At 60.4% G+C, this 23,882-nt stretch carries 16 protein-coding genes; 8 read left to right on the top strand and 8 right to left on the bottom strand.

The features are described 5' to 3' along the window. Positions 1-291 precede the first annotated feature (291 nt). Positions 292-582 carry a co-chaperone GroES gene (groES, locus tag D769_RS09780; RefSeq protein ID WP_008644494.1) on the top strand — a complete coding sequence of 97 codons (291 nt, stop codon included), beginning with the start codon at positions 292-294 and terminating at the stop codon, positions 580-582. Positions 583-666: 84 nt separating this feature from the next. Then, the gene (groL, locus tag D769_RS09775; RefSeq protein WP_008644493.1) at positions 667-2,310 is read left to right on the top strand and encodes a chaperonin GroEL; all 1,644 of its coding nucleotides are present in this window, start codon (positions 667-669) and stop codon (positions 2,308-2,310) included. Positions 2,311-2,602: 292 nt separating this feature from the next. On the opposite strand, the gene tssE is transcribed toward groL, so the two are convergent. From tssE to tssB, 8 genes are all read right to left on the bottom strand, one after another. After that, a complete protein-coding gene (gene tssE / locus D769_RS09770; protein ID WP_008644492.1) occupies positions 2,603-3,037 on the bottom strand; it encodes a type VI secretion system baseplate subunit TssE in 435 nt (144 codons plus the stop codon). Then, positions 3,034-5,715 carry a type VI secretion system ATPase TssH gene (gene tssH / locus D769_RS09765; RefSeq protein ID WP_008644491.1) on the bottom strand — a complete coding sequence of 894 codons (2,682 nt, stop codon included), beginning with the start codon at positions 5,713-5,715 and terminating at the stop codon, positions 3,034-3,036. The genes tssE and tssH overlap by 4 nt, the downstream gene beginning before the upstream one ends. 24 nt (positions 5,716-5,739) lie before the next feature. Beyond that, positions 5,740-6,225 carry an Hcp family type VI secretion system effector gene (locus D769_RS09760; protein ID WP_008644490.1) on the bottom strand — a complete coding sequence of 162 codons (486 nt, stop codon included), beginning with the start codon at positions 6,223-6,225 and terminating at the stop codon, positions 5,740-5,742. Between the two features lie 14 nt (positions 6,226-6,239). Beyond that, positions 6,240-7,958, bottom strand: coding sequence for an OmpA family protein (locus tag D769_RS09755; RefSeq protein ID WP_008644489.1), 1,719 nt, complete (start codon positions 7,956-7,958; stop codon positions 6,240-6,242). A 10-nt stretch (positions 7,959-7,968) separates the two neighbouring features. After that, positions 7,969-8,619, bottom strand: a complete 651-nt coding sequence (locus D769_RS09750) for a DotU family type IV/VI secretion system protein (RefSeq protein ID WP_008644488.1) — start codon at positions 8,617-8,619, stop codon at positions 7,969-7,971. Further along, positions 8,616-9,962: a type VI secretion system baseplate subunit TssK gene (gene tssK, locus D769_RS09745; RefSeq protein WP_081596785.1), complete on the bottom strand. Its 1,347-nt coding sequence runs from the start codon at positions 9,960-9,962 to the stop codon at positions 8,616-8,618. The genes D769_RS09750 and tssK overlap by 4 nt, the downstream gene beginning before the upstream one ends. A gap of 116 nt (positions 9,963-10,078) precedes the next feature. Beyond that, positions 10,079-11,656: a type VI secretion system contractile sheath large subunit gene (tssC, locus tag D769_RS09740; RefSeq protein WP_008644486.1), complete on the bottom strand. Its 1,578-nt coding sequence runs from the start codon at positions 11,654-11,656 to the stop codon at positions 10,079-10,081. Between the two features lie 25 nt (positions 11,657-11,681). Next, positions 11,682-12,197, bottom strand: a complete 516-nt coding sequence (gene tssB / locus D769_RS09735; protein ID WP_008644485.1) for a type VI secretion system contractile sheath small subunit — start codon at positions 12,195-12,197, stop codon at positions 11,682-11,684. A gap of 288 nt (positions 12,198-12,485) precedes the next feature. On the opposite strand from tssB, the gene vgrG reads away from it, so the two are divergent. The 6 genes from vgrG to D769_RS09715 all read left to right on the top strand — a co-directional run bounded on the left by vgrG (position 12,486) and on the right by D769_RS09715 (position 23,843). Continuing rightward, positions 12,486-14,840 carry a type VI secretion system Vgr family protein gene (gene vgrG, locus D769_RS09730; RefSeq protein WP_008644483.1) on the top strand — a complete coding sequence of 785 codons (2,355 nt, stop codon included), beginning with the start codon at positions 12,486-12,488 and terminating at the stop codon, positions 14,838-14,840. Positions 14,841-14,849: 9 nt separating this feature from the next. Continuing rightward, positions 14,850-17,453: a chitinase-like protein gene (locus D769_RS09725; protein ID WP_008644481.1), complete on the top strand. Its 2,604-nt coding sequence runs from the start codon at positions 14,850-14,852 to the stop codon at positions 17,451-17,453. Further along, positions 17,450-18,349, top strand: coding sequence for a tetratricopeptide repeat protein (locus D769_RS31780; protein ID WP_152414954.1), 900 nt, complete (start codon positions 17,450-17,452; stop codon positions 18,347-18,349). Before D769_RS09725 ends, D769_RS31780 begins: the two co-directional genes overlap by 4 nt. Before the next feature lie 527 nt (positions 18,350-18,876). After that, positions 18,877-19,134, top strand: a complete 258-nt coding sequence (locus D769_RS30965; RefSeq protein ID WP_008644479.1) for a PAAR domain-containing protein — start codon at positions 18,877-18,879, stop codon at positions 19,132-19,134. Next, entirely contained in the window at positions 19,135-20,376 is a 1,242-nt protein-coding gene (locus tag D769_RS09720; RefSeq protein ID WP_035881458.1) for a hypothetical protein, read from the top strand. Next, positions 20,373-23,843, top strand: coding sequence for an ImcF-related family protein (locus D769_RS09715; RefSeq protein WP_008644475.1), 3,471 nt, complete (start codon positions 20,373-20,375; stop codon positions 23,841-23,843). The genes D769_RS09720 and D769_RS09715 overlap by 4 nt, the downstream gene beginning before the upstream one ends. Positions 23,844-23,882: the final 39 nt, after the last annotated feature.

Below are 23,882 nucleotides of genomic sequence, written 5' to 3'. Positions count from 1 at the left end.
CTACAGGGAATCCCAAGAACTAGGGAATTCGGGGTGGGAGGACCAGATTTTTGTGTGATCTATGGGGCGCATTCATCGGCTGGGACTGTTTCCCTCGGCGCATTCTTGTGATCTGTACGGGAAAACCCCCATTCAGCCCGCGTCTTGAAAACGAAATACCCCGTCCCTATAATTAGCACTCGCTGGGGGAGAGTGCTAACAGTCGCCCCCGCGGTACCCGAAACCCGATGGTCGTCGCTATCAGACGACCATTTTGTGATTTAACACTCACTTTTGTATCTAGGAGTCCGTATGAACCTGCGTCCTCTGCACGACCGCGTGATCGTGAAGCGTCTGGACAATGAAACCAAGACCGCATCCGGCATCGTGATTCCCGACAATGCTGCCGAGAAGCCCGATCAAGGCGAAGTGCTGGCGATTGGCCCTGGCAAGAAGGATGACAAGGGCAACAACATCGCCCTCGACGTCAAGGTGGGTGACCGCGTGCTGTTCGGCAAGTACGCCGGCCAGGGCGTGAAGGTGGATGGCCAGGAACTGCTGGTCATGCGCGAAGAAGACATCATGGCTGTCGTCAACAAGTAATCGACGCCCACAAGCCACCCAATTCCCGATCGTCCCCCTGACAATCCAGCGGGACGCATCCATCCAGATTCGGAGATTCAGAACATGGCAGCAAAAGACGTAGTGTTCGGCGACGCCGCCCGTGCCAAGATGGTCGAAGGCGTGAACATCCTCGCCAACGCAGTGAAGGTGACCCTGGGCCCGAAGGGCCGCAACGTGGTGCTGGAGCGCAGCTTCGGCGGCCCGACCGTGACCAAGGACGGCGTGTCCGTGGCCAAGGAAATCGAACTGAAGGACAAGCTGCAGAACATGGGCGCGCAGATGGTCAAGGAAGTGGCTTCCAAGACCAGCGACAACGCCGGTGACGGTACCACCACCGCAACCGTGCTGGCCCAGTCGATCGTGCGCGAAGGCATGAAGTTCGTTGCCGCCGGCATGAACCCGATGGACCTGAAGCGCGGCATCGACAAGGCCGTTGGCGCCGCCGTCGAAGAGCTGAAGAAGCTGAGCAAGCCGACGACCACCAGCAAGGAAATCGCCCAGGTTGGCGCGATCTCGGCCAACAGCGACGCCTCGATCGGCGAGCGCATTGCCGAAGCCATGGACAAGGTTGGCAAGGAAGGCGTGATCACCGTCGAAGACGGCAAGTCGCTGGCCGACGAGCTGGAAGTCGTGGAAGGTATGCAGTTCGACCGTGGCTACCTGTCGCCGTACTTCATCAACAACCCGGAAAAGCAGGTTGTTCAACTGGACAGCCCGTTCGTTCTGCTGTTCGACAAGAAGGTCTCGAACATCCGTGACCTGCTGCCGGTGCTGGAGCAAGTGGCCAAGGCTGGCCGCCCGCTGCTGATCATCGCTGAAGACGTGGAAGGCGAAGCCCTGGCCACGCTGGTGGTGAACAACATCCGTGGCATCCTGAAGACCGCCGCCGTGAAGGCTCCGGGCTTCGGCGACCGCCGCAAGGCCATGCTGGAAGACATCGCCATCCTGACCGGCGGTACCGTGATCGCCGAGGAAATCGGTCTGACGCTGGAAAAGGCCACGCTGCAGGACCTGGGCCAGGCCAAGCGCATCGAGATCGGCAAGGAAAACACCATCATCATCGACGGCGCCGGCGACGCATCGGCGATCGAAGGCCGCGTGAAGCAAATCCGCGCCCAGATCGAAGAGGCGACCTCGGACTACGACCGTGAGAAGCTGCAAGAGCGCGTGGCCAAGCTGGCCGGCGGTGTTGCCGTGATCAAGGTTGGTGCAGCCACCGAAGTCGAAATGAAGGAAAAGAAGGCACGCGTGGAAGATGCACTGCACGCTACCCGTGCTGCCGTGGAAGAAGGCATCGTCCCGGGCGGTGGTGTGGCCCTGCTGCGTGCTCGTGCTGCGATCGCTGGCCTGCACGGCGAGAACCCCGACCAGAACGCCGGTATCAAGATCGTGCTGCGCGCCATGGAAGAGCCGCTGCGCCAGATCGTGCTGAACGCTGGTGAAGAAGCTTCGGTCGTGGTGGCCAAGGTTATCGAAGGCAAGGGTAACTACGGTTACAACGCGGCTTCGGGCGAGTACGGCGACCTGGTGGAAATGGGCGTGCTGGATCCGACCAAGGTGACCCGCACCGCGCTGCAGAACGCCGCTTCGGTGGCTTCGCTGATGCTGACGACCGACTGCGCAGTGGCCGAATCGCCGAAGGAAGAGTCGGCTCCGGCAATGCCGGGCGGCATGGGCGGCATGGGCGGCATGGAAGGCATGATGTAATTCATGCCGGACTGCTGAGCCAATCAGCCTGTCTGAGAAAAACCCCCGAGAGCGCGAGCCCTCGGGGGTTTTTCATTGGCCGTTCAGATCGCGGACAACGCCTTTCCAAGCGCGTCCGCAGCGGCGGTCAGCCTATCCAGAATGCGCTCGGGGCTGCAAATCACCTCGGGCAGCAGTTTGGCCAGTTGTTCGGCAATGTCGTTGGTGCTGCCGCCGGCGCGTTCGGTGCTTTAGTAGTGTGCGGCGGCATGTGCCGCTGAGATCCCTGGCAGCGCTCAGGGGGGATTGGTGGTTAGTCATGATCGTGCACCGACCTCAGCAGCTTGAGCCGTGTCTTGCCGTCCGGCATGAAATGCGTGCCGAATCGCACCAGTCCAGATTGATGCAAGTGACAGGTCATCGTGAAGCTCAACAGCATGCCCGGTTCGGGCTCCTCGATCTCGAGGTCGAGGGCCTTCAATCTCGGCTCGTAGCGCAGGAGCGTCGTCTCGATTTCCCGCTTGAGCGTGTGCGCCGAGGCAGGCAGGTGGCGGTAGATGCGGGACAGATCTCCCAGTCCGTAGTCAGGCAGATGCGCAAGGCCACCGCGCCGACTGTTAAGGATGCGCTGGATGTTGTCCTGGACCGACAGGAAGGTCTGGGTCGAGGCATCTAACTCGTCAACGGCAACGCCATTCGCAAAGAACCCGGTAACCGCTTCGAAGAGACCTGGCCCGCCGCGCGTCACGCGTGTTCCTCTGTGGTGGTTGCCGCATCATCGAAGTCCAGCCCAATGCCGTCGTCCTCAGAGAACGAAAGGCGGATAGATGCAGGTGCCCGCTTGCTGGTCATGCGTACCAGTAACTCACGCGACAGCACGGGCAAGATCTGCTGGTCGAGCAGGTTGTCGATATTGCGTGCGCCGGAATCGGGCAACAGACAGGCGCGCACCAGTTCGGCCACCAGGGCGTCGTCACAGCACAGCGGCACGCCGAACCGGCGTTCGATGCGCTCGGCCACCTTGGCTAGCTTCATCCGTACGATCGTGGCCATGGCCTCGGCGGCGAGCGGCCGGTACACAATGGTCTGGAAGCGCGCCAGCAGCGCGGGCTGGAAGCGGTCGATCAGGAGCGGCCGGATGGTCTCCATCAGCGCGCTGGCGGGGATTTCCCCGCCAGCCTCCGTTGCGGCGTCGGTGGCCGCCAGGATTTGCTCGCTGCCGAGATTCGACGTCATCAGGATGACGGTGTTGCGGAAATCAATGACCCGGCCTTCGCCATCGCGCATGAAGCCGCGATCGAAGACCTGGTAGAACAGGTTGACCACGTCCCGATGGGCTTTCTCCACCTCGTCCAGGAGGACCACGCTGTAGGGTCGCTGACGGACAGCCTGAGTCAGGATGCCGCCCTCGCCATAGCCGACATAGCCCGGCGGCGACCCCTTCAATTGCGATACGGTGTGGGCTTCCTGATACTCCGACAGGTTGATCGTGATGAGCGAGCGTTCACCGCCGAACATGAGATCGGCCAGTGCCCGCGCCGTTTCGGTCTTGCCGACCCCAGAAGGCCCCACGAGGAGAAAGACGCCCAGCGGTGCCTCCTCGGACTTCAAGCCCGCCTTGGCGGCGCGCAGGCTCTTGCCGAGCGCGGCAAGAGCCTCGTCCTGCCCAACCACGACCCGTCCGAGGCGTGCCTCCAGTTCCAGCAGGGTGGCCAGTTCATTCGACAACAGGTTGTCAACCGGCACGCCGGTCCAGTCGGCGATTACCTGTGCTACGACAGTCTCAGCAACTTCTGCATGTAGAAGTGTCGCCTGACCGTGCGCGGCCAGGACCTGGTGGGCGGCCTGAATGGAGGACGCGAGATCGTGGCGCTCGGAAGCGTCGGTCGCGGCCTGCCATTGGGCACGCAGCACCATCAGCTTGTCGGCAGCGTCTTTCTGCTTCGCAAATTCGGACTCGAGCTGTCCGAGTTCGATGGCAAGCTCGCGTAGGCGCGTCTTGATGGCCGACAGACGATTGCGCTTGTCCTCGCCGGTGGCCCCCTGATCCTGCTGCAGCGCCGAGGACTCGACCCCCAGCGCTGCGCGTTCGGCTTCAAGAGTGCAGATCGCCACGGGCCTGGCCTCCTGGCTCATGCGCACCCGCGCAGCCGCCGTGTCGATCAGGTCAACCGCTTTGTCGGGGAGCTGGCGCCCAATCAGATAGCGACGTGAAAGACGGACGGCGGCTGCGACGGCGGCATCGGTGATATGGACGTTGTGGTGCTGCGCGTACCGATCCTTGAGCCCGCGCAACATCAGGCAGGCGTTCTCATCATCGGGCTCATCGACCTTGACCATCTGGAAGCGGCGCTCCAGCGCCGCGTCGCGCTCGAAGTACTGCTTATATTCGGACCAGGTGGTCGCCGCGATCGTGCGTAATTCGCCCCGCGCCAGTGCAGGCTTGAGCAGGTTGGCGGCATCGGCGCCTCCGGCCGTATTGCCGGCGCCAATCAGGGTGTGCGCCTCGTCGATGAAAAGCAGAATGGGCGTCGGCGACTGCTGGACGGCCTCAATGACATTCTTGAGGCGCTGCTCGAACTCGCCCTTGACGCCCGCACCGGCTTGCAGGAGGCCCATATCCAAGGTGAGTACGGTCACGTCCCGGATGGCTGCGGGCACGTCCTCTTCGGCGATCTTGAGCGCCAGCCCTTCGACGAGCGCAGTTTTGCCCACCCCCGGTTCGCCGACCAGAATCGGATTGTTCTTGCGGCGCCGGGCGAGGATATCGACCATCTGCCGGATCTCGAAGTCGCGGCCAAACACGGGGTCGATCTTGCCATCGCGCGCCTTCTGCGTGACGTCCGTGGTGAAACGAGAGAGGGCTGAATTGTCGGGCTGGTCGGCAGGGCGCCTTGTAGCGATGCTCGGCGGTCCCTGGCTCGGCGTGACCGGCGATGTTGCCTCGACAGATATCTTGTCCAGTTCAGGCATCAGCCGCTCAATCTGCGCGGCAGACACGCTCAGCAGCGGCCAGGCATCCGGGGCGCGCAACAGGTGCGGCGTCTCCGCCAGCGCCGCCAGCAAGTGGGCCGAACGAATCGATCTGTCTATGCCCGGGGCCGTGGATTCGAGCGAGGCACGCATCCACGCGGCCTCCAGCCACTGGCCCAGGCGCTGCGATAGCCCCGGCTTGCCCCGGAGGTCATGCGGCAGGTGGTCGACCGCAGCCAACAGTCCGTTCCAGATCCCATCGGCATCCAGTTCGTGGCGACGCAGGATGGCAAGCAGGTCGCCTTCGCCTTGCTCCAGCAGTTTGATCAGCCAGTGCTCCACCTCGATGTCACGGTGCGCGCGGGTTTCGCAAAGACTGGCTGCATTCGCCAGAGCACGGGCGCAGTGGTCGTTCAGGCGTCGCAGAAAGGGAGAGTAGTCGCGGGTGGTCATGGTGGCGTATCGCTGCGGTGGCGCTTACGAGCGCTCGTTCCAGCTGTCGGCGTGGATGATGTTGCCGTCCTTGTACGACCAGGTGATCTTCTCGTAGCGCAGCTCGACGTCTTCGAGGTGATTGTGCTTCTCGAAAACCGGGTTCTTGATGTCCAGCATCTTAGGCGTGACGCCAACCACCTTCACGTTCTCCAGTTTGGTGTTGAAGTACTCCTTTTCCTTGCCGGCGTCGTCAATCCTGTACCACTTGATCTCGATCGACTTGAGCGTCTGGCCGCTGGTGACCGCCTTGTACAGATACGGGGTCGAAGCGTCAGTTTCCTTGGTGAACAGGATCGGCATGTGCACGCGTGTGCCAGTCAGCTTGCCGGTGTTGGCGTCGGTCGGGATGCTGACCGAGTGATTGAATGCCACGACTTCGACGCTGCCCTCACGCTCCGAGACAGTGACCGAGCCCTTGATGTCGGCGCCACCGTCGTCCTTGATCCACATATATGCGGGAATTGCCATTTTTCTTGCTCCTTCTACTGCAATGAACAGGCCGGATGGCCCAGGGATTCCCGGTTGTCGTGATGTTCGTCGCGACAATCGGGGATTAGCGTGATCTCGACACGGCGGTTGGCCGCGCGCCCGGCTTCCGATTCGTTGGGAGCCTTGGGACGGGTCTCGCCGTAGCCCTGGATGGCGAAGCGGGTGACCGGCAGGTCGGCGGCGTCCGCCAGCCAATCCCGCACGGACGCGGCGCGCGCTTCGGAAAGCTTCAGGTTGGCTCGCGGATCTCCCACCGAGTCTGTGTGCCCAGCCACGAGCACGCGCTTCTCGGGATGGGCCTTGATCATCTCCAGCGCACCGATCAGCACGCGATTGGAGCCGGGGCTGAGCAGCGCGCTACCGCTCTTGAAAAGCGACAGGCTGTCGAGTTCGATGGTCGCGGGCAGCGGCGCTGGGGGTTGATAGGCGGCGATCAGAGTATTGAGGGGCGCGAGCAGTGCGGCACCCCGGTAGAAGCCCAACCCGAGGCGAGGCGGCACGCCGGACCGGCCGTATTGATCGAGCTCATCGCGGTCCCGCTTGAGCGCCTGTAGTGCATCCACGCGCGCAACATCATGGTCCGGGCCGATCACTCGATAGCGAGCCATGTCGGTCATGACACGTGCGACCAGGGCACGGTTTTGCCACGCGGAGGCCGCAGCCGCTGCGCAGAAGGCGAGCGCGAGCCAGGCGAGTGCATGCGCTATTGCACGCGGCATAGCCCGCTGCACAGGCTGCAAGGCGATGCCACGCAGTAGCGGCTCCGGCAAGGGATAAGACGCGTTGCGCCCCACTCCCGTGCCGCGTGCCAACCCGGTTACTTGCGTAACGAAGCGCGCATAGAGAGAATCAGGGACCGGCGCACCGTCGATGGCGGTCACCCCAAACGCGCTGATATCGACGGGGGGACCGCTGCGTAAGCCATTACGCTCGTCGTCACGCAACGGCGGCAACAAGGCGCCGGATGCCCACCTGATTAGCGCGTCGAGGCGGGCCGCACGGTGCATGCGTGCCTCGCGGTCTGCAGGGACGGCCGCCTGTGGCAAGCTCATGAGACCATCCCAAAGCTGCGAGCACAGCGTTTCGGCTGAAGGGACGGTGCCGCCGGACACGCCGAACCACGCGCAATCGTCGGCCGGTCCGCCGGCTTCTTCGGCATAGACGGCAACGCAGACGGGCAAGGAATAGCCAACAGCCCGGCTGGCTTCGCCAACGGCGACACGCCAGCGCCTGAGTCCGACGATCAGCGCGGCGGCGTCGCGAGCGTGGTCCGCTGCAATCAGGCAGGCAACGGCGTCCGGGCCCTGTCCTTCGCGCCAGCGCTTGAGTGCGTCGGCCACAACCGCTAGCCGCGTTGCATCATCGACGCGCACCCAGATCGCTGTATCGGTGATCCGGACCAACGCCTCGCCGAATGCCCTCGCTGGCGCTCCGTCGCGATCTCCCACCACCAGCGCCAACGGCGTGTTACGGCGAGTATCGCCCGGCAGCGCATCCAGCAACACGTTGATGGCCTCAAGCACGTCTCGGGAGGCGCGTTGGCGTGCGCGAACGCGCCGTGTGGCTACCACGATGGCGGTAGCTACCACCGCGATGACGAATGCCCCGAGTAACAGGTTCCACGCAGGCCGCCAGGGCGAACTGAACGCCAGCCAGGCCAGCGCGAGTGCCGCGATCCAGCCGAACAGGCTGCGGTAGGGGTAGCCGGTCACGACGTCCCTTTTAGCTCGCCAGCCGGGCAATAGAGACGGCCAGCCATCGATCCAGCGCAAAATACACCAGACCAGTACTGACCAGTGCAATGGCTACCCAGGCCAGTGGCGACAGGCCGCGCCATCCCCGCGCCTTGCCGGCGGTGACGATGACCGGCCCGGTAGTCTTCTGCACGCCGGCGTGCTTGAGGCGCTCATCGATGGCGTGCACCAGCGCCTCGCGGGCGGCGTTGCCCTCCAACGCAAATTTGCCCTGGAAGCCCAAGCCCAGTACCGTATAAAAGACGACCAGCAGGGGAATGACCGGCTGCGCTTCCGCCAGCCTGCGTTCGATGCGCGCAATCAACTCCTCGCCCGCGTTATGGCTCTGGAACTCCTGGACCTGCAATGGCTCGCGCTCCCAGGCGCTACGCTCGTCGCCGGCGAGCCAACGCAATGCGTACTCGTCCAACAAGGCACACTGGGCATAGACGGCATCCTCGGCCACGGCCGGGGCGTGGCCCGCGGCCTGGAACTCCTCCCGCAGGCGGGTCACTTGATCGAGACACTTTTCTCGAAATACTGCGAAGGTATCGCCGGGCGCAGCGTCATCGGCTAGCTCCGTTACGGTGAGCGCGGTGTCGCGCAGGGCGAGGGGCAGAATGGTGGTCAGCGTTGTCATGCTGGCAATACCGCAAAGAGCTCAAGGGAGATGTCCTGCACCGAAGCGGGGACATAGAACTGGCAGGCCCGAGCAGCCAGCATGCGTTGGAATGCTGGATGGCCACTGTCGAGCGCGAAATATTGGTTCTCGATCCGAACCGGAATGGCCGCGGGCAGACGTGACATGGTTCGCAATGGAATCCCCGGCAAGGCCGAATTGACGATCTGTTCGACCTCATCGGGCGCCCCGGCCTTGCACAGACGGGGCAGTTGCTCGATCAGTATCTGGGCGGGCAGTCTCGCCTGGACCGACAGGTAGTATTCGGCGCCTTCGACAAGCCGCTCGTCGAGGATCTTGCCCATCCAGACCGTGGGCCGGATTTGCTCAAGCGCCACAGGGACGACCCGCGACGGAATCACCGTATCCAGGAGCGTACGGATAAGCGATTCCAGCTCCGCGAACATCGGTTCGGGCGTCTGGTGGTCATAGGCCGGGATGGCCTGCAGCGTTTCTGTGGTGGAGAAGGTCAGGAGCGACCCGGCCAGACGGGAGAGAACAGCATAAAGCCGCTCCGGATGCTGCTGCGGTGCTGCGCACAGGCGGGCCAAATCCGGCCAGGTTCCGTTCACGCTGTGCAATAGCCAAAAGAGTGCGACGTCAGCGACTGCAAAATCCGCAATCTGGTCGGAACGCTCACGCCTGCGCACAGCAAGGCTCGCGCTCTTGGCAGCCAGGATCTCCGAGAGTCGGCGCATGCGCTCGGTGAGCCGGTCGTTCGCTGACAGCAAGAGGCATGGCGGCACGAACACCGGATCGAGTTCGAAACGCCCCTGCGATGTGCGTACCAGCCGCGTGATCGGGCAGGTCACGTAGTCGCCGTGCGTCTCGAAATCGAAGAGCAGGGCCAGTGCGTGCCGCTCGACACTGATCTCTTCCTTGCCTTCCCCATGCAGGTCGGCGACTTCGAGATACTCGCGCAGGAAGCGCCGCGGCCGGACGGGCCGCTCGCCGGTCTCGACGCAGTTGCCGCCTTGCGTATCGACCAGAGGCAGGCCGATCAGCACCACGACGCTGTCGACGTTGGACGGCACGTCGGCGAGATCGCGTGTGGGTGGGGTCTGGTCTACAGTGTCCGTGTCGATCACCGTGCCATCCGGCAGGCGGATCGCCAGCGCATTGACCATCAGTCGATGGATGGATAGCGCCTGCGAATCGATCTCCACCCGCACCGTACCCCATGGCTCGGGGCTCGCGATGCGCGCAATGTGCTCGTTGGTGTACTGTTCCCACAGCGCTTGTTGCTGGAAATGCTGCGGGGTCATGAAAATGCCCTGCGCCCACAGTGGCCTTGCTATCTTCATCTTGATCGATTCATCGTGATCGGCTCATACGCCGAAACAACCCTTTCCACATGGGAGACGCTGCACGGTGACTCATAGCTACCGTGCGGCAGGCCTACGACATGTCTGCGAGCTGTCTAAATCGCCGTCGAAGCCGACAGCAGTCGATCGGCTTTCGCCTTGGGCATCTGCGAGACCAGCGATAGATTGATATCCATCCCTTCGATCTGGAAGTGCGGCACGATGAAGAGCTTGACGCGGAAGAAGCCCGGGTTGTCTTCGATGTCCTCGACGATCACCTTGGCTTCGCGCAGCGGGTGCGAGGCCTGAAGTTCATCGCCCGGATCTGTCATCTCGGTGACGAGCGTCTTGATCCAGGTGTTCAGCTCCAACTCCAGCACGCGGCGGTCCTTGGTGGTACCGATGTTCTCGCGCTGAATCAGTTTCAGGTAGTGGGCGATGCGTGACAGCAGGAAGATATATGGCAGGCGCGCATTGACGCGGCTATTCGCCGTAGCCTCTCTGGTGTCGTAGAGCGCTGGCTTCTGGGCAGAGTGGGCCGAGAAGAAGCACGCGAAGTCGTGGTTCTTGTAGTACGACAGCGGGATGAATCCCAGATTGGCGAACTCGAACTCGCGCGTCTCTGGGATCAGCACCTCGGTCGGGATTTTGGCCTGATTACCGGTGCCCAGGTCATACAGGTGGATCGGCAGATCCTCGACGAGACCACCGGCCTGCGGGCCACGGATCTGCACGCACCAGCCGTTCTTGATGAAGCTATGCACCATGTTCACGGCAAAGGCGAACGAGGCGTTGCCCCACAGATAGCGGCTGTGATCCGGCCCTTTGACGGCTTCGGTGTAGTTGAAGGCGCGCACAGGTACCGTATCCGGGCCATAGGGCAAACGCGCGAGGAAGCGCGGCAGGGTCAGGCCGATATAGCGGGCGTCATCTGAATCGCGGAAGCTCTTCCACTTCAGATACTCGGCGCGATCGAAGTAATTACCGATATCGCGGATGCTGGCCACCTCGTCCATCGAGTCCTTGCCAAAGAACTTCGGCGACACCGAGCCGATGAACGGCATATGGGCGGCGGCGGACACCTTGGAGATATTGCGCAGCAAGACAATATCCTGCTGGCTGCGGTCGAACTCGTAGTTGGAGATGATCGAGCCGATGGGTTCACCGCCGGGGGTGTCGTACTCCTGAATGTAGGTGTGCAGGTACAACCCGCTCTGGATGACCTCTGGGGTGTCCTCGAAATCCTGGCGCAGCGCGTCCTTAGACACATCCAGCACTTCGATCTTGACGTTCTTGCGGAAGTCTGTCCGGTCGACCAGGAACTTCAGGCCGCGCCACGCTGATTCGATTTGCTGGAGCGTCTCATGGTGCATGATCGCGTCCAACTGCTGGCTGATCTGTTGGTCCAGATGCGCGATATGGAAGTCGAGCAGGCTCTTGTCGAGGCGATCGACCTGTTGCGATGAGTCCTGGATCATTTTCAGGAACACGGTCATCGCCTGGGCGACACGCTCATCCAGCGACGATTCGGATAGTGCATCGGCGCTCTGGAACGACTCCATCGGGCGCGTCGCCTTGACCGGGGTCAGGTTGATTTTCTCGCACAGGGACTCGTAGACGCTCTTGCCCGGCGCGTCCAGGACGACGGCGTCAGTTTCGCTGTTGGCGCGGGGGGACATTTCATGCTGGGCCATGGGGTTCAATCCTCAAGAAGTCGGGTTACTGGGCAGATTGGGAAGCCGGTGCGGCCTCGCTGATCTTCTGCAGATCGGCCCGCAGGCGCTCGGACAGACCGGGGTCCTTAAGGATCTTTTCGAGCTCGCGACGAAACATGGCGTTGTCGAGCAGATTCGACTTGAGATCGCGCAGCAGGTTGCGTGCGGCCATCAGGGCCCGCAGCTCGGGCACGCGGCTCGCGACCACTTCCGGCTGGAAGTCATCCATGGACTTGAAGTCCAGATCGACCGACAACTCCGAACCATCCAGCGCGAGGGTGTTCTCGACCGCGATCCGCGCCTTCGGGTTGAAGTCGGCGAGGACGGAGTTGAAGTTGTTCTTGTTGATCGACACCTTCTCGCGCTCAGCGAGAGCTTGCGTTTCCTGCCCGTTGCTATAGTCGCCAATCACCAGCAGCTTCAGTGGCAGCTCGACTTTCTTCTGCGTGCCACCCGTATGCAGGTCTAGCTTGATGTTGACCCGCGCCTTAGGCACTTCATTCTGAAAACTCTCGGCCATATTCAATCCTATTTAATTCGCGAAATTCGCAATTAAGCGATCTTAAATTCCGAAGGTTTGTGCAACCAAGGAACAACGATCCGGCGCGCAGAGTAGTGGAATCCGGTCGGCAGGGAAATCGCATTTATCCGGTTTTGCACTGGACCTTGCTTTGCACTCAACTGAGGCTGGATTCGCATTCCCGGCACCACAAATTGCAGGTAGCGTTCGATGCGCGGGAGCGCATATCGTCGCTAGATGTTGGCTCCTTGTAGTTGGTTCGATCACGCTGACAACGGAGCAAGAAGCATGGCGGGTGAGTTGGATGGACTGAAGGCAAACGGAGCAGGGGCGCTGCGCAATGCGGTGGCCATGACGGTTACCGGGCGGCAGGCGTACTTCCTCGAGGTACCAGGCACCGCCAGTGCCGCAGCGTTGTCTGTGGTGTCTTTCGAGGCAGTGGAACGCCTGGGCGAGCCCTATGAAGTTCGGGTACGGCTGACACATCCGCTGGAGTTGGACCGGGCCGAGTACCTGAACCGGGACGCCACCTTCATCATCAATGCGGTCGACGACAGTGAGCCGCGCAAGTTCGCGGGCTGGATTTCGGAGTTCTCGAAGACCCGTCAGACCCGCGACTTCTGCGCTTACGAGGTGGTTGTTGTGCCGCAGGTCGCGCGGTTGAGGCTGACGAAACGCAGTCGCATTTACCAGCAGAAGACTGCCCCACAGATTGTCGAGGCCATCCTGCGTGGCCATGAGCTGAAGGGTCATCAGTTCGCTTTCAAGACCCGGCGCACCTATCCGCAGCTCGCCTTTCGCATGCAGTACGAGATGTCCGATTGGGACTACATCCGGCTGCTGATGGAACAAGAAGGGTTGTACTGCTACTTCACGCCGGGCAAGTTCGGTGAGATGGTGGTGTTCGGGGACGACATCGACCACTACATCTACCAGCCCGAGCTGTGCGTGCCCTACCGCGAAACAGCAGGCCTTGAGTCGGGCCTGGAAGCAGTCTACGAAATCCAGACGCACGCAATAACGGTGCCGGCGTCGGTCAAGGTGGCGGACTACAACTCGGCCGATTCGTGGGAACGAAAAGTGGCCGAAGCCAATATCGCCTACAAGGACAAGACGACCTACGGCCAGCCCTACGTCTACGGCACGCATCACCTGGACCAGGCCGGAGCGAAATGGCAAGCGCAACTGCGGCACGAAGCGGCTATCGCTTGGCAGCTTATCTACGCGGGTCAAAGTAACGTGCTGGCATTGCGTCCGGCGCGCATTTTGCGCATCGACACGACCTTGCCGGACGCGCCCAATGGGCAGGTCATCACCGAAGTCATCCACACCGGCGCCCGCGATCAAGCGTACCGCAATACCTACAAGGCCATTCCTTGCGACCGGCGCTTCCGCCTGCCGATGGACGAGTCAAAATGGCCGCGCATTGCCGGAGCGCTCAGTGGCCGGATCACGTCGCCAGGCCAGTACAAGTATGCGTACCTGACGCAGGACGGGCACTACATCGTCCGGTTCGACTTCGACTTTGACGAGTGGCCCAAGGGCGGCGAGAGCGTGCCGCTACGCCTCGCCAAGCCGTTTGCCGGGGCCTTGCAGACGGGATTTCACTTTCCGCTGATTGACGGTACCGAGGTGGCGATTGCCTTCCATGATGGGAATCCCAACAAGCCTTTTATTAGTGGCGCATTACACGCAAGCCTGCAGCCCGATCACGTCACCAATCAGGACCGGTGGATGTCACGCAGCGTCTTCCGCACGCAGGCCAATAACAAGCTGCGCTTCGAGGATTGGCAGGGGCAGGAGAGCGTCAAGCTATCCACGGAGTACGGTGGCAAGACCCAGCTCAATCTTGGCTACCTCGTCGATCACAAGAAGAAAAAGCGAGGCGATGGGTTTGAGCTGCGTACTTCGGGTTGGGGTGCGATCCGGGGTGGCAAGGGGCTGTTCCTATCGGCGGATGATCAGCCGGGGGCGACAGGCCAGCAGCTCGACATGCAGGATGTCGAAGCCACGCTCAAGCAAGGCAAGGAGATACTAAGCTCCCTCAACGACTCGGCCAGCGCGGCCAAGGCTTGGCTCGCAGACATCGACCAGCAACGCACGCTCATTGAACAGAAGCTGCTGAGCCTGCAGAAGCCTGTCCTCATTGCCACGGCCCCGCATGGCGTAGGCGTGACGAGTGGGGAGAACATGCAACTGGCAGCGCGCAAACAAATGTTCGTGACCGCTGGCAGTGGTCTGGACATCGGCGTTCTTAAACGAATGACGGTCGCCGCTGGGGAGGCCATATCGCTATTTGCCGCGAAGCTGGGTATCCGTCTCTTTGCGGCCAAGGGCAAGGTTCAGATCCAGGCGCAAGGTGATGCGTTGGAGTTGATGGCGCTGAAGGATGTTGTCGTCAGTTCGTCCGAGGGCAAGGTCATGGTCACCGCGTCTCAGGGCATCACGTTGGGCGACGGCTCCGGCGCGTACATCACGATTGGCAACGGAAAGATCGTGCTGGCCAGCCCGAGCGGTCAGATCGAAGCCAGGGGCAACCTGAATGTCGAGGATCCCGCAGGCGGCAACTTTACTTTCCCGAACTGGATAAACGCCCCGGTGAAAGACATCAAGGGCGACATGAACTTCGGGTTCTCCGAGTAAGGCAAGCGCATGGCGACTACCCCGACGACTCCGTCTCTGCCACCACTGAAGCTATTGCGCTTCACGTTCCCGTTCCGCAAGAAAGGCAATGGCACCGCATCCATCGAGATTACGGACGAGCACGAATTTCACAGAATCCTGAAGAACGAGCCATCCGGGACGTATTCCCTCAGCAGCAAGGGAATGTGGCACGGTGGCATCCACATATCGGAAGCTGGCGCCGGCCAAGCCCTTGACCTGAAAGGCGGTGTGCGTTGCATCGCCGACGGTGACGTGGTCGCATGGCGCCTGAATCGCAGCTACCCCATCAGCGAACTGCCTGCGCAAAACGGCAAGCCAGCTTTCAGTGCCCCCTACAGCACGGGCTTTGCCCTGGTGCGCCATGCGATGGAGTTCCCCAGGGGCACCAAACTTACGTTCTTCAGCCTGTACATGCATCTGCAGGACCTCGCTGGGTACGAGAGCGATGCGACACTGCCCAAGCCAGCTTACTGGACTCCGGAATTCAAAGTTACAGAATATGCCCAGGACAAGCCCCATGTCAGCCCGCGCGGCGTGACTGCGCCGTCGGAGCAGAAAGGCCTGAGGGTCCGGGCCACCCATCCGCACGGCGCACCCCGTTGCATCCTGCCGCAAGGCACGCAGTTCAGCATCAGCGAACGCGCGGGCGATTGGGGCAAGATCAAGGATATACACGGGACACAGGCGTATCCGCCGACTGTGGGGGCGTACGTCGCGCCATCCGCTGCGGTCGGTGGCTGGGCGTTTCTGGGCAAGGAGCATGGTGGCTATGTAGCTGAAGCGGTCATGCCGGACTCCATGTTGGACCAAGTGGTGGTGCCACCCCAACCGGTGCCCATCAAAGCAGGCGACCTGATCGGCTACCTGGGCCGCTATGACTCGTTGGGTCAGCAGACATCGAATCAGATGGTGCATATCGAGGTCTTCTGCGGCGACGCCATCAAGCCATTCCTCCAACAAGGTCGCGCCTGGATTGAGCAACACTCTCCCTTTCCCGATCGTTGGAAGCAACTCGGGCTACCGAGCGAGCCAACTATTTTGCGGATTGCCAGGCAGACCAAGCTGTACAAGGCCGCCCTCAACGAAGGACAAGACGCCCCGCAGACCGGCGTCATCCAGGTGCTGTCGTTGGCCGGGTTGGCCAGGCTGAAAGACAACAAGGTCATGGAGACCACGCCGGGTACAGACAACCAGAAGCGGCCGTGGTGGAAGGTGGACAGTGCGGATGTGCGAAGCCGGGTCGTCAGTGGTTGGGTGCGCGAGCAGAGTTTTGCCGGCGGCCGGGTGACCCGCGAATTTGCGCAGGCCTGGATTGACTTCGATGCTTCTTTCGACGACCCGCACGATCCGACACATACGATGTTCGCCACCACCAAGGCGTATGTCGATTACTTACTGGGTGCCGATGTCCCCGCTCCAGGCGCACTCGCCAAACTCAGTCCCTTGATGGCAAAGGTATATCGGGCCATTTACGCCACCGGGGACGGCAGACAGGCGGCGGATGAGTTGTGCGATGCCGCCAACGATCCGTGGCGCGCGCTGCGCATGTCACGCCTGATTATCAAACACGAAAGCGAATGGGCTAACCCGGTCAAGTGGAGGCGCCTTATCCAGGAAATTGAGACACGAACCGGGCCGCAAGTCCAGCACGAGGCCGAGCAGAAGCGTATCGAGAAGCTGGTCTGGTGGGATGAGGTGAAGGCCGGTGTGAGTGATCTGCCGGGATCGGATGTGTTTCATATTCATCCGATTGGATTGGTTGGGAATTTTGCAAGGGAAAACTGCAAGGCTCTGGAAATTACCACCGATATGCTGAAACAGGTAGCTCGAGCAACATCGGATGAGCTGCTTGATGAGTACGTTAGCCCTCTAAATCGTGCTTTTGTCGATCACAGATTCGATTCTTGTATATCTCAGGGGCATTTTCTTGCGCAAATTCTTCACGAAAGTGGTGAGTTCAAATTCACCAAAGAACTCGGTGGGGCGAAAACATATGACCCTTGGCGTGGCCGCGGGTTAATGCAGATAACTTTTGAAAAGAACTACAAAGAATATCAGGCCTATTCCGGAGTGGATTGCACATCCAATCAGATGGCCATGGCTGAACTTGAGAAACCAAATCATGCATTGTTGTCTGCAGCCTGGTTTTATATTGTTAAGGAAGGATTGCGTGATCCAAGTAATGCCGACGATTTTATTTGGATTACTAGAGTTATTAATGGTGGATTTAACGGATACGATGACCGCCTTAAATATTTCAACCGGGCAGTACAGTCCCTAAATCTTCAGGGTTGCCTCAAACTCAACAGAGATGGCAAGTATCGATTCGAGGAAAGTCGTGCCTACAACGAGAAGAGGGCATCTTGCGCATGGGGCATGTGGAACGACTCTGGGCTTGGCAAAGGCGGAATAGCGAGGAAAAGTAACGATGAGGCGAAGAGGGGGTACAAACGCTATCTGGAACTCGACTTGGCAGCGGGAAGCCCAGTAGATGTAGCCGGCCAGCCAAAAGACAAGAATTGGTATGGAATATCTGGCTCGGTTAAAACATACGTGCAGAACAGACTTGCAGCATTGGAGGCTTCATCGTGAAATCAATATTGAGCTTCCGTCAGATATATTATATTTTCCATTTTTTCTTGTTCCTGCTAACTGACGCTGGAGGTTATGCATTGGCTCTGGCCAATCCAGCTGACTTCGATCTGGTAGATGATTTTGAAAACAACGGAATGCCAGGAAGAATAATATATCGCGATAGTGGGGGCGGAATTTATGTTGAATATAAATCACAGTTCCTAAATAAGACGTTCAAATATTCGATTGATAAATTTGATGAATGTAGTTCCATGTCAATTTACAAAATTCAAAATACTCGTCGAATCGCGATTGACGGTAGCTGTTCAAGTAATGGTGGACAAATATACAGGGATGTATATGAATGGAACTCAAATTACTCGAATTGGTGCCTTGTTAGGCGGGTTACGGGTGAGCGTGCCGATGTTGTTAATGAAAAATATTATTCGTCAGAGAGAGTGGCTAGAGTTTCTGGTTGCGCGATCATTGGGTCAACCGGCTCATATGGATATGAATCAGTCGTAGATGTCCGCAAGAAGATTCAAGCTAATCTAAGTGCCTTTCGGCAGGCAAGTAGAGGCAAGGATACCCTAAGAGCCTATTTGTCCTCGATGGCGCCTTATGACGTATCTGAGCTTGCTGAGTATGTTGATTCAGATAATGTGGCAGATTTCAATAATATTGCGTATTTCTTGATAGAAAATGGGAGATCTGGTGATGCTATAGCTCTCCTGGAGGAAATAGTAAAAGAATTTCCAGATCGAATCGTCGCAAAATTGAATCTGGCGGACGCCTACTGGAATGTCGATATTGGTCGGAAGGCAAGGAAATTATATGGCCAATATTATGACGGTATGATTTCGAAAAATATGGGCGGTAAAATTCCATCTCGAGTTATTGAGAGAATTAAATAGAGGTGATTGCTTTGTGTTGGGGGGGCTTATTATAACTATATATAATATATTAATACTCGGAGAAAATCTGAGTGGAAGTGGTACGCCTTGCATTTTTCGCATCTGCCGTGATGTCGAGCAAAAGGACTCTTCCGGTAAATGATAAATTTCAAATGGAATTCTCCGGTCCTCTTCATGGTCAGGATCAGAAAGTATCTGGGAAAGGCTGGAGGCGGGCGACGTTAATAAAGTCGCGAGGGGAGGTGGTGGAACTCCTGTCCTCCGAGAGAATGACCTCCACGGGAGGTGCCTTCTTTTCTGGTGCAGATTATTCTCGTGTATCGCCCAACGGAAGATATGTCGTCCTGTCAACTATCAGGGCTCGTGGTCGGTGATAGTCCCGGGCGGGTAACAAGTTACGTAGCCAGTCGACAGTGTTGCCCGGTAGTTGATACGAAAACCTATTGCATTTTGGCTAATAACTTTGTGCCGCAAAGATGTCTTCCTTGTTCGCAAAGGTTGAAAGATAACCTAGTAGGAATGAATACGTGAAAAACCTTGCATGCGAAAACGACGACACGACCCACGGCGGCAAGATCCTGACGGGCTCCGACCGCATTAAGGTGAAGGGGCGGCGGGCCGCCCGTGTTGGCGACATCGTGTCGTGCCCGATTCATGGGGACAATCCGATTACCTCAGGAAGCGCCCGCATGACCGACGCTGGTGTTCCTTTGGCACGGGATGGAGACCAAACCGAATGCGGCAGCGTCCTGATTGCTACCTCGGAAGGCGCGACGGTTCGATAGATGCCTGTCGATTTTGCTAGAGTTCCGCCGCGCGTCGCGGTGCCGGAGTCGCCTCAACCGTCGGTGGTGGTGTGGGCGCTGCTGTTCGTGGTCATCATGGGGGCCGGGGCCGCGCTCACCATTACGTCGTGGCCTGCCGGGAAGCCACTTGATGCGTTTTTCTGGCTTTGCTGTGTCGCCTATGCGCCGTTTCTGTGGGCATTCCTACTCTTTCTATACCTTGGGCACGGTCATCTGCGATGCCGTCAGACCATTGCCGACAATGCCGCCAGTGACAAGATTGACGTCGAATGTCACGCGGAGGCCAGCGTGCCCCTCGCGGTGCTTGGGCATGGCTGGTGTTTTGCTGGTGACGAGAAAGAGGACGATGTCGATGGCATCGTCAGCGGCGCGACACTATTGGGCTTGAGATCCAGTGGCGCGGAGCCCGGTACTGATGTGCAGGCGCGCTGGCTGGAAATACCCGGTAAACCGCTTCCCCCTGGCAACGCGCAGACCGAGTTCGTTCGCCAACAGGTAATCACTGACTGGCTGCTTGGCAGACTGGTCGAGCGGATCAGCGCAGGTTTGCTGGTGTTGCCGGCGGGTTGCTCCCTTCACGTGCATCTGAGCCTGCAAGCCTTGTGCGAAGTGGAAGAGGTGCGTCTTGGCCTAGCGAAGCTCATTTCGGCTACCACCCCCGCATTGCGAGTGACCACTACTGTGAGCGCAAACGAGATGCCACTGTCTGAGGCAGATGTGTGGCACGACGGATTGGCGGCGCACGATGCGCATTTGCTGTTAGCGGTGCGGCTTCGTCCCGCCATTAGCCAGCGGTTGGAGGACGGAGTGGCGGAGGCAGGTGTGGCCTTGCTGGTGACTCGACCCGAACTCGCTCGCAGTGCGTCGCCTTTGATGGCGCCGCTGTTCTTGCATCGGCCAGCCATCGACTCGCTTGAGAACGCGGGCCAGGCTGCGCATCTTGCCGTGCGCTGGGGAAAAGCTGCGGCCCCACAAGCCCAAGTAATTTGGGCTCATGCGCTGACAGAGGGTGCGGTGCGGCAGATCAAGGGCGTGTCTGCGTTCGATCCGCATGCGCCATGGTTCGATATCGATGCTGCGGTTGGCGACTGCGCTAGCGCCGGAGCCTGGCTTGCCACGGTGCTTGCTATCGAATACGCCTCTCGCACCGAATCCCCGCAGATTGTTGTTTCCCAAAACGATGACCACATCGTCGCCTTAGTGTGCAGAAAGCAGGTATGAGCGATAACAATCCCAAACTATCCGCAGAGTTCTATCTTGGCGTAGCCCTGTTTCTTGTCTATGTCGCATTGGCACTGACGGCGCCGCTTCTGGTGTCTGAACGGCGCTGGACGACTGAGTGGTTGGTGATCACGGAACTGTGCCTGCTGGTACTGTTGCTACTCGGGCTGGTATTCCTGAAGGTGTTGCACGCTGTTTTCTTGTGGATTGCCAGCATGAAAGCGATTCGATATTTGCGGGCGCATTTGCAGCAGAAGCACAGTCTCGGTGCTGCTGCAAATGCCGGACAATCAAGTCTGGACGCTAAGGAGCAGTGCCGAGCATTGCGCGAGGCGCTGCGTGCGCATTGGGGTTGGCGTTGGCGCTTTCGCCAGCCGTGGCTGCTGCTCACATGCAACGATACGGCTATTGCTCGCCTCCTGCCAGGCCTCGTTACCTCCGGGTGGTTATTGACCGACGATGGCGTACTGCTGTGGTCCGGGGCCAGCCAGAGCGGTCAGCCGGACGTCGCGTGGCTCAAGCAGCTCTACAAGTTGCGACGCCACCGTCCAGTGGATGCGGTGATCGCTGTAACCGACGGCGAGGCGGATCTTCCGAGCCAGCGCCACGGCACTCACCCCTATGGCATGAGTCTCGCGCGTGTCGTAAAGGCCCTGCGGTGGTCGGCGCCGGTCTACATGCTGGATGTGGCGGCAACGAACGCTGCAGGCAGCAGCAACTCGCCGGTCGTCGCCTGTGAATTGTCGAATCACGCTGATGCGACCGCCATCGAGGTAGCACTGCGGTCACTAGGCGGCCAGTTGGCGCAGCGTGGCATGGCGCAGTTAGCTCACGGGGATCGCAATTCCTACCTTGCCAAACTATCCCAGCAACTCGATACCCGCAGCAAGGCGCTGATTGACTGGAGCGCCGGTCTGACTGCTCGCCAGCGTTGGGCCATTCCCATTCGTGGCATCGCCTTTGCCCCATACCCCTCGGGGACGAGCACTCAGCCCGAGATGCTAGGCAGTGCCAATCTGCCGCACTGGCGCTACCTCAGTGAGGCGGCTCGCCGCCAGCCCGGCAAGCGAATCGGCTGGCACCCGATGACGGTGTGCGCTGGATTCGCGCTGGCGGCAGTCGGCTTGTGGTTCGCAGGCATGCTGGCATCAAGCTGGTTCAACAGCCGGGATGTTCATGCTGCGCTGCAAGCCGTCACGGAGATCCGTTCGGCATCGAACCCCGCCGCCCGCCTGCATGCACTGCTGGCCCTGCAGCAGCAGATCGAGCGCTACGAATACCGCACGCAGCAGCACGCACCGCTGCTGACCCGCTTCGGCCTGAACCGTGACGCCGATGTGCTGGCCGCCCTGTGGCAGCCCTACGCGAAGGCCAGCCGTGAGAGGCTTGTCGCGCCGGTGCAGCAGAATCTGGAGGCGACGCTGGTGGACCTCGGCCAGTTGCAGACTACGGCGCTGGACGACAAGACCAGCCAGTGGGCGCTCGGCGGTCGTGACGACCTCAAAGCCTACCTGATGCTGGCCCATCCGGAGCGCACCGAGCCTGATTTCCTTGCCAGGCGTCTCCCGCAGGACTGGTCCACCGAAGCCCGCATCACACCGGGAGAGAAACAGGATCTGGCCGAGCGCCTTTTCAAGTTCTACGCGCGGCACCTGAAGGCCAACCCGGACTGGAAGATTGAGCCCCGCCCCGAACTGGTGGCCGGTGCGCGCCAGACGCTGCTGGCGGTCATCGGCGCGCGCAGTGCCCAGGAGACGCTGTACCGGGGCATCCTGAGCGGCGCCGGCAACAAGTATCCGGACCTGACGCTGCCGTCGCTGACCGCTGGTACGGATACGCGCGGCCTGCTGCGATCCACCGCCGCTGTACCTGGCGTTTTTACGCGCCAGGCGTACGAGGGCTATGTGGCGAACGCGATTGACGCCGCCGCCACGCGTCGCGATGTCGCCGCCGACTGGGTACTGACCGGCAGCCAAGTGGCCGGCGTCATGGCTACCAAATCCTCCGACGAACTGCGTGCGGCCCTGACCGAGCAGTACTTTGCGGAGTATGCCGCGCACTGGCAGGACTTCATGAACAGCCTGCAGTGGGAGTCGGCGGCCACCTTGCCCGGCGCCATCGACCAGCTCAAGCTGCTGGCCGATGCGCGCCAATCCCCGGCGATCGCGCTGATGAAGTCGCTTGCCTACCAGGGCGGCGCGGGCGTGCAGAAGACTTCCCTGTCGGACGCGCTGGTGAGCAAGGCCAAGGACATCCTTGGCAAGAAGGACGACGCGCCTGACAGCGCGAAGGCGGCCCCGACCGGCCCGCTGGACGCCGCGTTTGGCCCGGTACTGCGCCTGGCGGGACAGCCCGGCCAAGCAGTGCAAGGTGGCAACAACGACCTGAGTCTGCAGCGGTATCTGGACCGGATCACGGCCTTGCGCCTGCACCTGCAACAGGTCAGTACCGGCGCCGACGCGGATGACCGGGCCCGCCAGATGGCGCAGGCGATGTTCCGGGGCACGAGTTCGGATCTGGCCGATACGCAGGCCTACGCGCAACTGGTCGCGGCGAGCCTCGGCGCGGAATGGGCGGGCATGGGCGAAGCGCTGTTTGTGCGTCCGGTTGCGCAGGCGACGCAGGCCATCGTGCTGCCGGCACAGGCCAGTCTGAACGACGTCTGGCAACGGTTCATTGTGGCGGAGTGGAATCGGATTTTCGCCGGGCGCTATCCATTCGCCAACACGACCAACGACGCCTCACTGCCTGAACTCGCGCAGTTCCTGCGTCCGCAGGGTGGCACGATCCAGACATTCCTGGCCACCCAGCTAGCGGGGGTGCTGGAGTTGCAGGGCGGTCAGTGGGTGCCTGCAGCGGGCGCGCGTGGCATTACGTTTGACCCGGAGTTCCTCAAGACCATCAACATCCTGCAGCGCATCGGCGCCCACATGCTGGTCCAGGGGGATCCGCGGTACCGCTTCGAACTCAAGCCGATTGCGACGCCGGGACTCACCGATACGAAGCTCACCATCGACGGCCAGAAGCTGCACTACTACAACCAGCGTGAAACCTGGCAACGGATGACATGGCCCGCGAGCAACCTCCAGGATCCGGGCACGCTTCTGCAATGGCAAACCGAGAAGGCAGGCACCAACAAGAACTACGAATATGGCGGACGCTTTGCGCTGCTGCGCATGATCGGACTCGGCCACATTGCCCCGATCGATAGCGCCACAGTGCAGATCACGTGGCCGGCTGTGCCGGATACACGTGGCCTCTTGGAGGAATCCACCGACACCCGGTCTGCCAAGGCGCCTTACGAGATTCGCTTCCTGATGCGTAGTGAGGCTGGCCAAGGGATATTGGAACTGCTGCCCCTGATGGGCCTCAAGCTGCCGCAGCGCGTGTTCCTGGTCGGCAAGGGCGGCGCAGCGGTGGATGTGCCATCGCACGCAGCACGGAAAGCCAAACGCGGAGGCGTGTGATGAATACGAGGATGGTCGGCGTCACGGCACTTCGCCCAT

It is taken from the genome of Cupriavidus sp. HMR-1 (assembly GCF_000319775.1).
Taxonomy (GTDB): domain Bacteria; phylum Pseudomonadota; class Gammaproteobacteria; order Burkholderiales; family Burkholderiaceae; genus Cupriavidus; species Cupriavidus metallidurans.
Note: the sequence above shows the minus strand (reverse complement) of the source record. Positions and strands in the feature narration are given on the sequence as shown.